At 71.3% G+C, this 13,384-nt stretch carries 13 protein-coding genes; 1 reads left to right on the top strand and 12 read right to left on the bottom strand.

The window, feature by feature from the left end; translation table 11 throughout:
- Positions 1–36: 36 nt before the first annotated feature.
- From ABZX61_RS38950 to ABZX61_RS38935, 4 genes are all read right to left on the bottom strand, one after another.
- Positions 37–1,359 carry a glycoside hydrolase gene (locus ABZX61_RS38950; RefSeq protein WP_355201424.1) on the bottom strand — a complete coding sequence of 441 codons (1,323 nt, stop codon included), beginning with the start codon at positions 1,357–1,359 and terminating at the stop codon, positions 37–39.
- Positions 1,360–1,513: 154 nt separating this feature from the next.
- The gene (locus tag ABZX61_RS38945) at positions 1,514–2,452 is read right to left on the bottom strand and encodes a hypothetical protein (protein WP_355201422.1); all 939 of its coding nucleotides are present in this window, start codon (positions 2,450–2,452) and stop codon (positions 1,514–1,516) included.
- Between the two features lie 73 nt (positions 2,453–2,525).
- Entirely contained in the window at positions 2,526–2,963 is a 438-nt protein-coding gene (locus ABZX61_RS38940; protein ID WP_355201420.1) for a VOC family protein, read from the bottom strand.
- Between the two features lies 1 nt (position 2,964).
- Positions 2,965–3,537, bottom strand: a complete 573-nt coding sequence (locus ABZX61_RS38935; protein ID WP_355201418.1) for a DinB family protein — start codon at positions 3,535–3,537, stop codon at positions 2,965–2,967.
- A gap of 61 nt (positions 3,538–3,598) precedes the next feature.
- Between ABZX61_RS38935 and ABZX61_RS38930 the strand changes: the two genes are divergently transcribed.
- Positions 3,599–4,570 carry a YafY family protein gene (locus tag ABZX61_RS38930; RefSeq protein WP_355201416.1) on the top strand — a complete coding sequence of 324 codons (972 nt, stop codon included), beginning with the start codon at positions 3,599–3,601 and terminating at the stop codon, positions 4,568–4,570.
- Here the strand turns inward: ABZX61_RS38930 and ABZX61_RS38925 are convergent.
- From ABZX61_RS38925 to ABZX61_RS38890, 8 genes are all read right to left on the bottom strand, one after another.
- The gene (locus ABZX61_RS38925; RefSeq protein ID WP_355201414.1) at positions 4,567–5,175 is read right to left on the bottom strand and encodes a GPP34 family phosphoprotein; all 609 of its coding nucleotides are present in this window, start codon (positions 5,173–5,175) and stop codon (positions 4,567–4,569) included. The two genes, ABZX61_RS38930 and ABZX61_RS38925, sit on opposite strands and share 4 nt — an antisense overlap.
- Before the next feature lie 16 nt (positions 5,176–5,191).
- The gene (locus ABZX61_RS38920; protein ID WP_355201412.1) at positions 5,192–6,571 is read right to left on the bottom strand and encodes an APC family permease; all 1,380 of its coding nucleotides are present in this window, start codon (positions 6,569–6,571) and stop codon (positions 5,192–5,194) included.
- A 124-nt stretch (positions 6,572–6,695) separates the two neighbouring features.
- The gene (locus tag ABZX61_RS38915; protein WP_355201410.1) at positions 6,696–7,421 is read right to left on the bottom strand and encodes a TetR/AcrR family transcriptional regulator; all 726 of its coding nucleotides are present in this window, start codon (positions 7,419–7,421) and stop codon (positions 6,696–6,698) included.
- Positions 7,422–7,463: 42 nt separating this feature from the next.
- On the bottom strand, positions 7,464–8,963 hold the full coding sequence (locus ABZX61_RS38910) for a multicopper oxidase family protein (RefSeq protein ID WP_355201408.1): 1,500 nt from the start codon (positions 8,961–8,963) through the stop codon (positions 7,464–7,466).
- Positions 8,964–9,041: 78 nt separating this feature from the next.
- The gene (locus tag ABZX61_RS38905; protein ID WP_355201406.1) at positions 9,042–10,412 is read right to left on the bottom strand and encodes a sulfatase-like hydrolase/transferase; all 1,371 of its coding nucleotides are present in this window, start codon (positions 10,410–10,412) and stop codon (positions 9,042–9,044) included.
- 10 nt (positions 10,413–10,422) lie between these two features.
- On the bottom strand, positions 10,423–11,229 hold the full coding sequence (locus ABZX61_RS38900; RefSeq protein ID WP_355201404.1) for a carbohydrate ABC transporter permease: 807 nt from the start codon (positions 11,227–11,229) through the stop codon (positions 10,423–10,425).
- Entirely contained in the window at positions 11,229–12,101 is an 873-nt protein-coding gene (locus ABZX61_RS38895) for a sugar ABC transporter permease (protein ID WP_350736734.1), read from the bottom strand. Before ABZX61_RS38895 ends, ABZX61_RS38900 begins: the two co-directional genes overlap by 1 nt.
- Positions 12,098–13,375: a sugar ABC transporter substrate-binding protein gene (locus ABZX61_RS38890; protein WP_350736737.1), complete on the bottom strand. Its 1,278-nt coding sequence runs from the start codon at positions 13,373–13,375 to the stop codon at positions 12,098–12,100. Before ABZX61_RS38890 ends, ABZX61_RS38895 begins: the two co-directional genes overlap by 4 nt.
- Between the last annotated feature and the right edge of the window lie 9 nt (positions 13,376–13,384).

The following is a 13,384-nucleotide window of genomic DNA, read 5'->3' as shown; positions in this document are numbered from 1 at the left end:
CCCGGGCCGGCACCTGCCCGGGCTCCCGCGGCCTCCTCAGCGGATGACGATCGTGGTGAGCGCCCGCGGCTGCAGCGTCACCGTGCGGCCCGTCACCGGGGACGGGGTGAGCGAGTTGGCGCCGTCCGTGAGGTACGCGGTCGCCCGGCCGCGCACGCCCTGCCACGTGACCGGCGCGGTGCCCGTGTTGAGCACCTCGACGACGCGCGAGCCGTCCGGGTTGCGGAACGCGGAGACCTTCAGCGCCGGATCCCCCGCCGCCGTGTCCAGCCTGACCGCGCCCGGCCGGATGAACCTGCTGTACGCCGCCAGTGCCCACAGCCGCTTCGACACGCGATACGTCTTCGCCGTGTCGTCGAGCTGCAGCAGCGCCCGGGTCGCGCCGCGCGAGCCGCCCAGCCAGTAGACGTAGCCGCTGACGTTCCCCAGCGTGAGCGCGTCGTGGACGGCCTGCGCGATCGCGAAGCCGTCGTAGCCGCTGCCGTCGTCCCAGCTCTCGTTCCAGGTGCTGCCGTTCGGGTTCCACTCCGACATCCAGGTCTTCCTGGTCGTCGGCAGCGGCGCGTCCACGGGGCTGGCGTAGGTGTGCCCCGTGTGGGTCTTCACCCAGCGGCGGGCCTCGGGGTCGGCCTCGATCGCGGCCGTGTACGCCTTCGCCTGGTTCCAGCCGAAGGAGTCGCAGCAGGTCACGTGCACGCCCTTGGCCACCGGGCCCAGCACCTTGGCGAACTGGGCGGCCTGCTCCGGGGTGAAGCGCATGGAGGCGTACGTGGCCGTCCAGTCGGGCTCGTTCGTGAACCCCAGGTCGGTGATCTTGATGCCTTCCTTGGCGTAGAACTTCGTGTACGCCACCAGGTAGTTCGCGTACGCCCGCTGCCACTCCGGCTTCAGCGTGCCGCCGCCCTTGTCGTCGCCGTTGTCCTTCATGTAGCCGGGCGCGCTCCAGGCGTCGGCGAAGAACCGCTTCACGCCGTACGCCTGGGCCGCCTTGGCCACCCACACCTGGCTGTTGTCGTCGCCGTCCCACACGTACTTGGGCGGGGCGTCCGGGCCACCGGGGTCCTCGGGCTGGATCGACACCATGTGGTCGTACGGGCTCCCGGCGGGGGAGGAGCCGATGCCGAGGCGCAGGATGCTGAGCCCGGCGCCCTTCTCGCGGTCGAACCACAGGTCCAGGACCTCGCGCTGCTGCGACTCCGGCAGCGCCTTGAGCAGCTCGTTGCGCCGGAACGCCTGGGAGATGCCGAAGCCGTCGATCTCCTGGTGCCTGACGTGCTCGTTCACGGTGATGGCGGGGGGCTGGGAGGGATTCACCGCAGGGAGGCCGAGCAAGGCGACCGCGACGACTCCACGAAACATGACGCCTCCGAAAGTTTCGGATCTATATCGATATATTTCACCGATATCGCCGGAACCGTAAGCGGTTCGGAGGCCTCCCGTCAACCGGTGTTCAGCGCGCGGACACGGCAGGGCCGGGGCGCTGTGCGCGCCCCGGCCCCCCCACTCCAGTGCGTCAACGGCTCGCGACCGGCGGCGGATTGACGACGGTGCCCGGCGGCGCCGGGTCCGGGGCGATGATGAACTCCTCCGGCCACACCGTGAGCTGGATCTGCTGCCCGGCCCCCTTGATCACGTCGTGCAGGTTGCCGCGTTCGAGGTTGGTGAGCAGGAACACCTCGTCGTCCCGGTTGACCGGGTCCGCGCGCAGCCAGGCGTCGAAGCCGTCGAAGTCGGTGAAACCGGCCGCGAGGTACGGCACGAGGCGGCGGAACAGCTTCGGCCACATCACCAGGCCCTCGGCGTCGGCCAGGCCGGTGACGGTGGCGGCGCCGTTGGGGTCGGCGGTCGAGCCGGGCCAGATGCCGGCGGCCTTCCCCCTGGCCGCCTGCGACACCTCCGCCAGGTGCGTACGCAGCTGCGCCGGCAGCGTCGCGTAGAACGCCGGATAGACCAGCCCGCCGGCCAGCAGCGTGCCGTTGGCGGACGCGTCCACGAGCGCCGGGTCCAGGAACACCGAGGCCCCGTCGGCCCCCGGATGCTCACCGGCGTAGGCGAACCCGATCAGCCGGCCGTTCGCGTCGACCCCGTTCGTGAGGACGTGCCCGCGGAGGGAGTCCTGGTCCGCCGACTGCACCTTGTTGGGCAGGTCCTCCCAGTAACGCACGTTCGTGAACCCGAGCAGGCGCAGCAGCTCGTCCCTGGCCGCGTTGGCCCCGGCGAGCTGCTGGTGCGTCTCCTCGAAGTGGGTCTCCAGCGCGTCGATGGCCTCCAGGCGCACGGACACGCCGCGGCGGTTGATCTTCGGCGGGTGGCCGGAGCGCCGCGGCAGCCCCTCCACCAGCGCGGGTGAGTCGGGCAGGAACTTCACGGTGTCGCCGTCGGGCTCGGGGCCCTGCCGCGGGAGATCCGCGTACCGGATCACGAAGTTCCCGCGTAAAAGCGTGTAAGTCATGGATTGCCCCCCATCTTGTGGCGAGCGGAGCGTAACCCGCGCACCTCACGCCGTCCATGGGGGGCGCGGCCGATCAGTCGAGGCAGAACTCGTTGCCCTCGGGGTCGGCCATCACGATGTGACCGGCGTCGAGCGGGGGAGCGGGCTCGTGGCGCTGGAGCCGGGTGGCGCCGTGGGAGACGAGCCGCTCGGCCTCCGCCTCCAGGGCCGCCATCCGCGCGTCGCCCTCGAACCCCGGGGCGGCCCGCACATCGAGGTGCACGCGGTTCTTGACCTGCTTGCCCTCCGGCACCCGCTGGAAGAACAGCCGCGGCCCGGCCCCGTCGGGGTCGATCACCGCCGAGGCGTCGTTGCGGCGCTCGGGCGGCACGCCCATCGCCTCCAGGGCCTGCTCCCACGACTCGAAGCCCTTGGGCGGGTCCTGCACCCGGTAGCCGAGGGCCTCGGCCCAGAACGCGGCCAGCCCGGCCGGATCGGCGCAGTCGAAAGTGATCTGAACGTCGCGGGCCATGTCAGCTCGCCTCCCGGTGAGTGTGCAGGTAGAGGTCGCGCAGCAGGCAGACCTCCGCCAGATGGTGGATCAGTTCGCGGTTGATGTGCAGCACCAAGGCCGCCAGCGGAAACTCGGCGTACGGCCCCTCCGCCTCCCCGCACGGGCGGGCGAGGCCGGCCTCGCCGAGGGACTCGACCCCGGCCAGCCACGTGGCGTATTCGGCGTCGAGCTGGGCCAGCGCCGCGTCCGCGGTCGGAGCGTACTCGAACGACCCGTAGTCGGTCGGCGTGGCGCCGAAGTGCGAGGCGTTGCGCATCGCCAGCACGCCGACGATCACGTGCCCGAGCCGCCAGGCGATCGTCGTCAACGGCGGCGGCTCGGGCATCGGGAACGCGAAGTCGATGGTCATCGCGCCGGCCCCGGCCTGCACCGGCGCGGCGCCGGTGCCGCGCGGCCGCACGCTCCAGCAGCCGGGCGCCGGCTCCCAGAAGTACTCGTCATCGGTGAGCCCGTCGAGGCGATCGCGCAGCTGATGGGTCCAGTGCCAGTCGGTCTGATCTCGGAGCAGGGTGTTCCAGGGCAGGTCGGTCATGGCTCAAGCCTCTCGCATATAGCGGACAGGATCGGTCCGTGATCTGTGGAACGATGAGCGCGTGTCTGTTGAGTCGACGACCGAGCGGGTGCTGCGGCTGCTGGCGCTGCTGCAGCGCCGGCCGTCCTGGACCGCTGTCGAGCTCGCCGCCGAGCTGGGGGTCACCGACCGCTCGGTGCGCCGCGACGTGGAGCGGTTACGCGCGCTCGGCTATCCCGTGCACGCGACGGCGGGCGTCGGCGGCGGCTACCAGCTCGGCGCGGGCACCCGGCTGCCGCCGCTGCTCCTCGACGACGAGGAGGCGATCGCGACGGCGGTGTCCCTGCGGCTGGCGGCGGGAGGCACGGTCGCCGGGGCGGGCGAGGCGGCGCTGCGGGCGCTCGCCAAGCTCGACCAGGTGATGCCGCCCCGGCTGCGCGCCGAGGTCCGGGCGGTGTACGGCGCCACCGAGACCCTCGTCGACCCCGGGGTCGAGATCGACGCGGAGCTGCTGATGATGCTCGCGCGGGCCTGCCGCGACGCCGTGCGGGTGCGGTTCCGGTACGCCGCGCACGACGGCGGGGAGCGCGAGCGCACGGTCGAGCCGGTGCGGATGGTCTCCACCGGCCGCCGCTGGTACCTGATGGCCTGGGACGTCGACCGCGACGGCTGGCGCACCTTCCGGCTGGACCGCATGCACGAGGCGGAGGCGACGACCTGGCGCTTCCGGGCGAGGGAGCATCCTGACCCGGCCGCCTACGTGCAGCGGTCCGTGGCCGAGGCGCCCTACCGCTATCTCGCCCGGGTGCGCCTGCACGCGCCGCCAGAGCGGGTGCGGGAGCTGGTGCCGCCCCAGGTGGGGCGCGTCGAGGACGATCGCGACGGGTGGTGCGTGCTCGTCGCCGGAGGGCAGGACCTCGACTGGCTCGCCGTGCACGTGGCCCGGCTGGGCTTCGAGGCGGAGGTGCTGGAGCCCGCCGAGCTGCGGGAGGCCGTCGCCCGGCTCGCCCGCCGCCTCGCGGCGATGGCCGGGCCAGGCTCAGGTCATGGCTAGCGGTACACCGCCACGGCGGCCTCCCCGACCAGGGTGTCCACGACCGCGACCAGCTCGCCCACCACGGGCGGGGCGGCCGAGGCGATCTCGCGCAGGCGGCCGACCAGCCGGTTCGCCGGCTGGTCGAGGTAGAGCTCCGACTCCAGCCGCAGCACCGCCACCAGCCCGCAGAGCGCGGCGCACCGCGCGTCCGGCGGCTTCCAGCCCTCGACCGCCGAGCGCACCCCCGAAGAGGCCCGGACGACCGAGGCGATGTCGGCGAGCTGGTGACGCGTGTACGGCAGCATGCCCAGGCGGCGCCTGCTCACCCTGACGAGCACGCCCGAGGCGACCAGGGCCTCGCGGGTGCGGTCGTAGAGGCCGTTCGCCGCCTTCTTGATCAGGAGTCTGACGTCGCCGTCCGCCAGGGAGACGGGGGTGTCGCCGGCCGGGGGGCGGGAGACGGTCGCCTGGCCGTCGGCGACGGTGACGCGACCGCTGACGGCCAGTTCGAGCACCACCGCGCCGGCCAGCCCGAGAGCCATCGACGACTGGTGGATCAGGGGCTTGCCGGACTGGTCGTGCGCGATGAGATACAGGTCCTCGTGGAGCGGCAGCCGGTTCATGGTGTCCCCTCGCCCGTCAGAGACGTCCGGTCAGGCCCTGGAGGGTGGGCCGGCGGCCGAGCGCGTACAGGCCGGCCAGCACCAGGCCGCCGACGCCGAGCCAGATCAGGCCCACCAGCTGCGCCATCACATGGGCGTTGATCACGACGAAGACGAGGATCCCCATCCCGATCAGCGGCGCGACGAGGTGCGTCCACATGGCGTCCGAGCCGAGGCGCAGCGAGTAGTGCACGATCACCGACGCGTGCAGGACGATGAACGCGACCATGGCGCCCATGCTGATCAGGCTGCTGAGGAGGTCGACGCCGTCGGAGCGGGTGGACATCCAGACCCCGAGGCCGACGGACAGCAGGGAGACGAGCGCGATGGCGTTGGCCGGAACCGACTGCCTGACCGACACCTTCGCCAGGAACGACGGGAGCTGCCGGTCGCGGGCCATCGCGTACAGCAGGCGGGAGGCCGCGACCTGGGCCACCATGGTGTTGGCCACGCCCCAGGAGAGCGCGGTGGCGGTCGAGGTGAGGTGCCTGAGCCACTGGCCGCCGGCCACCGCGGCCGCGTCGTAGAACGCGGTGTCGCCTCCATGACGCAGGAGGCCCGCCGGGTCGGGCACCAGCAGCGCGGCCACCCACACCTGCACGATGAACAGCACGCCCGCCAGCACCAGGGCCAGCCGCATGGCCCTGCCCACCTGCTCGGACCCGCCGGTGGACTCCTCGACCAGCATGCTGATCCCGTCGAAGCCGATGAACGACAGCACGGCCACCGACACCGCGGCGAACACCACCGGCCAGGAGAACGTCTCCAGGTTGAACAGCGGGGAGAGGCTGAACCCGCGGCCCTTGCCCTGGAGCAGGGCCCAGACGCCGACCACGAGGAACAGCGCCAGCACGACCAGCTCGAACACGATCATGATCCGGGTGAGCTTGACCGTCATGCGGATGCCCCGGAGGTTGATCGCGGTGTTGAGCGCCACGAAGGCGATCAGCCAGACCCACACGGGGATCTCCGGCACGATGGCGTGCATCGCGATGGAGGCGACGAGGTAGAGCAGGCACGGCACGAGGATGTAGTCGAGCAGCACCATCCACCCGGTCAGAAACCCGGCCGGCGGCGCGATGCCGCGGCCGGCGTAGTTGTAGACCGAGCCGGACAGCGGGAACGCCTTGACCATCTGCGCGTACGAGGCGGCCGTGAACAGCAGCGCGATCATCCCGACGAGGTACGCCAGGGCCGGCATGCCGCCCGAGCGGGCGTAGACGGAGCCGAAGATCGCGAATGGGGAGATCGGCACCATGAACACCAGGCCGTAGGACACGAGGTCGGTCATCCCGACCCCGCGACGTAACTCCTGCCGGTATCCGAACTGCTCGACGTTCGCGTGCTGTGTGGGCACGACGGCCACTCCAAGGTCATACGGGAACGGGGGGTTCGATTGGGCGATCCTTCCGTAGCCCGAGGCCGCGTCGCAAGACCGATGGCAGGCTTATGTCACACGTGAGCAGGGCTCGAAATGGGGTTCAGCCGAGGCGGGACTGGAGGCCGTCGAGGACCCGCTGGAGGCCGTACTCGAAGCCGTCCTGGTCGGCCTGGGAGGAGAGCTGGCCGCGCTGCGCGGCGTAACGGGCGCGCAGCCGCGGGTAGTCCTGCACGGCCCGCTCGGCCGCCGGCCACAGGTGCTCCACCCACTCCTGCTCGGTCTGACCGCTGCGGGCGATCATGGACAGGATCGCGGCCTCGCTGGTGGTGACGCCGAGCACGTACGCGACGAGCGTGCTCATCGCCTGGTCGGCCTCGTCGAGCGGGAACCCGGCGGACTCGAAGACGCCGAGCATGTGCTCCGTCTGGCGCAGCATGTTGGGCCCCAGGTAGGCCAGCCCCACCTCGCCGAGCTTGGCGGCCATCCAGGGGTGGCGCAGGATCGTGGCGCGCAGGCCGTGGGCGATGCGCGCGATGACCTCCCGCCACCGGGTGGCGTCGGTCTCCTCGGGCAGTGGCAGCTCGCCGTAGACCGCGTCCACGGCGAGCTCGATCAGCTCGTCCTTGTTGGCCACGTGGCGGTAGAGCGAGGTCGCCCCGGCGTTGAGCCGGCTGCCGAGGCGGCGCATGCTCAGGGCGTCGATGCCCTCCTCGTCGAGCAGCCGGACGGCCTCGGCCACGATCTGGTCGCGGCTCAGCGCCGGCTGCTCCCGCTCGCGGCGGGGCCGCGCCCACACCGAGGGGATGGACTGCTCGTCTTTCGCCATGCCCCTCACCATAGCGCACGTTGTACGCATGTGCGAACAGTGTTAGCGGCGATGCTTCCGCTTGCGGTCGTGCTGCTGGGGACGGTGGCCGGCGTGGGCCGGGGCCGGGGTCCGGGCGGGGCCGTAGCCGATGGCGCCCATCATGCCCTGCTCCTGGTGATACAGGTTGTGGCAGTGGAACATCCACTCGCCGGGGTTGTCGGCGAGCACGTCCAGGTGGAGCCGCTGGCGCGGCTTGATGTTCACGGTGTCCTTGCGCGGCCCGCGGCCGTCGGGCAGGCGGAGCTGGAACGTGTGGCCGTGCAGGTGCATCGGGTGCCACATGGGCGACTGGTTGTCCAGGATCAGCCGGACCGTCTCCCCCCGGTCCACGCGCAGCCGCAGGTGGTCGCCGGCGACCTTGTCGTTCATCGTCCACTCGTTGCCGGACGGGCGCATGCCGAGCGTCACCGTGATGGCCCTGGACGGGCGGGGGAGATCGAGGGACGACGGTGCCTCCAGGTCCCGGTACGCCAGCATGCGCTCGGTCAGCTCCGGCACCTGGACGGTGCTGGCCGGAGCCTCTGCCCGCCGATCCGTCCGCACCACCGCGAACGCCCGCCCCCGCTTGCCCTCCGCTATCGCGACCAGCGGGAACGCGCCCGAGTCGAGCCGGGTCAGGAAGTCGTAGCGCTCGCCCATGCCGATGAGGAACGTGTCCACGTCCACGGGCCGGCACGGGAACCCGTCGGTGTGGGTGACGGTCATGCGATGCCCGCCGAGCGCCACCCGGAAGGCGGTGTCGGAGGCCGCGTTGATCACCCGGAACCTGACCGTGCGGCCCGGCGCGGTGCGGAAGGTCATGGGGGAGTCCGGCGCCTGGCCGTTGACCAGGTAGAGCGGGTGCACCATCTCCGCCGCCACGCCGCCTAGCGCCTCGCTGCGCAGGGTGTCGTCGTGGTCGGTGGAGGCGTTCAGCCGGGCCAGGGCGTCGTCGGGAGTGCCGTCGATGCCGTCCAGCCAGTCGTCGAGCACGACGGTGAACTCCTCGTCGTAGTCGAGCGGCTCCCGCGGGTCGAGGACGACCAGGGTGCCGTACAGGCCGCGGTCGGGCTGGGTGCCGACGTGCGAGTGGTAGAAGTACGTGCCGGGATCGGGCACGGTGAAGTCGTAGTCGAACGTCTTGCCCGGCTGGGTCGCCTCCTGGCTGAACCCCGGCGCGCCGTCCATGGGGAAGTCGAGCCTGATGCCGTGCCAGTGCACGGTGGTCGCCGCGGGCAGGTCGTTGACCAGCTTCGCGCGGACCCGATCACCGGCCATGACCCTGATCTGCGGGCCGGGGACCTCGTCGTTGTACGTCCAGGTGCGCACCGTGCGCCGCCCCAAGGTGACCGTCGCGGGCCGGGCCCGCAGCACCATCGCCCGGGGCCGCGGCTCCGCCGCCGCGGGCGGGCCCCCCAGTAGGGGGACGGCGCCGGCCAGCGCACTGGCGAATGTGCCGGTGACGAACGCCCGGCGGGACACCCGCCCGCCCGTACCCCACGAACTCGACCAACCACCCACGACACCTCTCCCTCCGCTCACCAGGCGAGATTACGGAGGGTAACGGGCGAAATCCCCTCGCCACGCCGATGGAGATCCCTAGCGTGTGCCGGGCGGGCGCTGGTGGCCGAAGCGGACCGGCTTGGAGCCGCTCAGCCGCACCTCCGGGTCGGTCATCGCCTGCGGCGGCGCCGGTCGCTCGACGGCCGCTTCGATGACCGGCTCGGCCCCCTCGGCCTCTGCGATCCGGCGGACGAGCCGCTCCCGCAGCTCCGCCGCCACCCCGGCGTGCGACGGGAATCCCGCCAGGTTGACCAGCTCGTGCGGGTCGTTCTCCAGGTCGTAGAGCGCCTGCTCCCGGTAGCGGTCGGAGGCGGGGTCGTCCCACGGGTGGGCGTCCTCGGCGACGGCGTAGTACTTCCAGCGCGAGGTACGGATCCCGCGTCCCACCTCCGACTCGCTCACCTGGAAGAACACCTCCTCGGGCCACGCCGCCCCGGGGTCCCGGACCAGCGGGAGGAACGAGCGGCCCTGCATCCCGTCGGGGACGGGCAGCCCGGCCGCCTCCAGGAGCGTGGGAGGCAGGTCGATGGTGCTGACCGGCCGGGAGACGGCGCCGCCGCCGTCGAAGCCGGGGCCGCGCAGCGCCAGGGGCACGCGCAGCGAGGCGTCGTGGCACGAGCGCTTGTACTCGCCGTTGCGGGTCTTGAAGTGGTTGCCGTGGTCGGAGGTGTACGCCACGATCGTGTCGTCCAGCAGGTCCATGCTGCGCAGCGCGTCCAGCAGCCGCCCGAGCCCCTCGTCCAGCCGCTTGACCTGCCCCAGGTAGCCGCCCATGTGCTGGTGGGCGGTGCCGCCGAGGGCGGCCAGGTCCGGCGGCATCCAGCGGCCCTGGTAACGCTCCTCGTAGCCGTCGGGGGCCGGGTAGTTGTCCACCTCGTTCTGGTGGTGCGGCTCCAGGAACGACAGGAACAGGAAGAACGGCTCCTCGTGGTGGTCGGCGACGTACCTGATGGCCGCGTCCACGAGGGCGTCGGAGCGGTAGCCGGGCAGCAGCACGGGCTCGTTCGCCTCGTCGTACACGATCGTGCGGTAGGCGTCCGAGGTGTGCTCCAGCGCGTTCGCGGCCAGCCACGACCGGTAACCACCGCGCCGGTCGGCCGGGACGGGCTCGTCGCCGCCGAGATGCCACTTGCCGATGTAGCCGGTGGCGTAGCCGGCCGCGCCGAAGTGGTGGGCCAGCGTGCGCTCCTCGGGCGGCAGCACGCGGCCGTTGCGGTGGACGCCGGTCGTGGTCGGGTAGCGGCCCGTCTGCAGCGCGGCGCGGGCGGGCGCGCACACCGGCTGCGGCGTGAGCGCGACCGTGGCCTGCGTGCCGTGCCTGGCCATCCTGTCGAGGTTGGGGGTGAAGGGGCCGACGGTGTCCCACCGCTGCTGGTCGGTGAAGACGACGATCACGTTCGGACGCAAGAAATGACTCCTATTTGAGGCCGGTCAGCGCGATGCCGCGCACGAAGTATCGCTGGGTGAAGATGAAAAGGACGGCGGTGGGGACGAAGAGGATCACCGAGCCCGCGGCCGTGAGGTGCCACAACGTGAAGTACTCCTGGTTGAACAGGGTGAGCCCGACGGGAATGGTGCGCATCTCGGGCGTCGTGGTGGCGACCAGCGGCCAGAGGAACTCGTTCCACTGGAAGACGAACGTGAACAGCCCGAGCACGGCCAGCGCGGGCCGCGTCTGCGGCAGGATGATCCGCCGGTAGATGCCCAGCTCGGAGGCGCCGTCGATGCGGGCCGCGCTGATCAGGTCGTCGGGGATGGGCTGGATGAACTGCCGCATGAGGAAGATCCCGAACGCGTCCATGAGGAACGGCGTGATCAACCCCTGGTACGTGTTGAGCCACCCCAGGTTGGCCATGAGCACGTACAGCGGGATCATCCGCACGAAGAACGGCACCATGAGCGTGGCCAGCAGCGCCACGAACAGGGTGTTGCGCAGCGGGAAGCGGAACTTGGCGAACACGTACCCGACCAGCGGGTCGAAGATCAGGTGCGCCAGCGTGATGGCGCCGGCCACGATGAGGCTGTTGACGATGAAGTTCCCGAACGGCGCGCGGGCGAACAGCTCGGCGTAGTTGCCCCACTGCGGCGACTCGGGCCAGACCACGGCCTCGGCCGACAGCGTCTCGGCCTCGGTCTGGAGCGACAGCGACAGCATGTAGAGCAGCGGCACCACCATGACCAGCGAGGCCGTCCCGAGCAGGAGGTAGAGCAGCGTCCTGCGCATCAGTACACGACCTCCCCGCGCCGCCCCGCCCGGAGCTGGACCAGCGTGAACGCCACGATCACGATCAGCAGCAGCACCGACTGCGCCGAGGAGTAGCCGAAGTCCCTGGTGCGGAAGGCCACGTTGAAGATGTGGAAGACGGACAGGTCGGTGGCGTCGCCGGGTCCGCCGCCCGTGATGATGTACGCCTGCCCGAACGCCTGCAGCCCCGAGATCACCGCCATCACCGACACGAACAGCGTCGTGGGAGCCAGCAGCGGCAGCGTGATGCGCCAGAAGCGCCGCCACGAGTCGGCGCCGTCGATCTTGGCGGCCTCGTGGTACGTCTCGGGGATGCCCTGCAGCCCGGCCAGGAACAACACCATCGTGTAGCCCACGCTCTGCCACAGCGTCACCGCGGCGATCGTGAGCAGCGGCGCGGTGTTGAGCCACTGCTGCGCGGGCAGCCCGGCCGCGAGCAGCACCCGGTTCAGCACGCCCAGCTCGGGGTCGAGGATGTTGCGCCACAGCAGGCCGACGATCGCCACGGAGGTCAGGTACGGCACCAGCAGCAGCACCCGGAACGCCACCCGCCCCTTGAGCGGCTGGTCCAGCGCCATCGCCAGGGCCAGCCCGAGCACGATCGAGCCCACGACCACGGCCACCGCGAAGGCCACCGTGACCAGGAACGAGTGCCGCACCGCCGGGTCGGCCAGCGCCTGCGTGTAGTTGCCCAGCCCGGCCCACTGGTCGGCCTGCGGCCCGGAGCGCAGGCTGGTGGCCACGACGTTGCCGATCGGCAGGTAGAAGAAGGCCGCGAAGAACAGGATGGCGGGAAGGAGGAACAGGTAGGCCGTCCGCGCGTAACGACCGGCGAGCGTGCGTGACCTCACCGCAGGAAGCCCTCGGCCGACTTGGTGAACGCGGCGAGCGCCTCGGCGGCCGGCTGGTTCTGGATGAGCACCTGCTGGTACATGACCTTGAGCTGCTCCTCCCACTTGCCGAGCTGCCCGGTGAGGCGCACCTGCTGGGAGGAGTCCTTGGCGTACGGGAGAGCGTCGGCGAAGACCTTGGTGACCTCGTTCGACGCCACCTCGGGCAGCTTCGTCCAGGAGACGCGCGGCATGAGCATGCCGGTCTCCTTGGTGGCGGCCTGCTCGACCTCGATGGCGGTGATGCGCTTGATGAAGTCCCACGACAGGTCGGGCCTGGCGGCCTTGGCGGGCACGAACATGCTGACGCCCGCCGCCTGCGTGGCCTGCGTCTTGTGCTTGAGCGGCGGCGCGACACCCACCTCGATGTCGGGGCTGGTCTTCCTGATCGGCTCCAGGTCCCACGGCCCCGTGAAGATCATCGCGGCGCGCTTGGCCGAGAACAGCTTCTGCGGGCCCGAGTAGTCGGTGCCCGACACCGGCACCGGGGCCACCTTGTGCTTGTGGACGAGGTCGGCCTGGAACTGCAGGGCGGCGACCGCGTCCTCGACCGGCGTCATGACCTTGCCGGTCGACGGGTCGTAGGGGGTGACGCCGGCCTGGGTCAGCCAGGGCCACAGGTAGGTGTAGTCCTGGTTGAGCGCGACGCCGTACACGCCGTCCTTGGTGAGCTTCTTGGCGGCGGCCAGGAACTCCTCCCACGTGGCCGGCACCTCCACCCCGGCGTCCCTGAGCATGGCCTTGTTGTAGAAGAGCGTGTTGCAGGTCAGGTGGAGCTGCACGCCGTACACCTTGCCCTGGTACGAGTTGCGCTCCACGGTGACCGGCTGCCAGTCGGAGGGGAAGCCCATCGCCTGGCCGTCGCGGTCGACGTACTCCTGCAGCGAGCGGGCGTTGCCGGAGACGGCGAACTCCTGCACCCACCCGCCGGGCTCCTCGACCAGGTCGGGCACGGTCCCGGAGGCGAAGTCCGCCAGCAGCCGCGTGCGCAGGTCGGGCCACTGGTACTTCTGCAGGTTGACCTTGACCTTGTTGGCCTGCTCGAACTCGGCGATCACCTTCCGGTAGGCCTGGTAGTCGTGGCCCGCGTTCCAGTAGACGGTGAACGTCCCGGGCGCGGCGGCCTGGGTGGTCGGGGCGCCCGCACAGGAGGACAGGACGGGCCCGGCGACGGTGGCGGTGGCGGTGGCGGCGGCCAGGCGGAGCAGGTCACGGCGAGACAGAGGGGAGGACATCTCGGGTTT

Source organism: Nonomuraea sp. NPDC003709, from assembly GCF_040610775.1.
Classification (GTDB): Bacteria; Actinomycetota; Actinomycetes; order Streptosporangiales; family Streptosporangiaceae; genus Nonomuraea; species Nonomuraea angiospora_A.
This window is presented reverse-complemented; position numbering and strand designations above follow the sequence as displayed.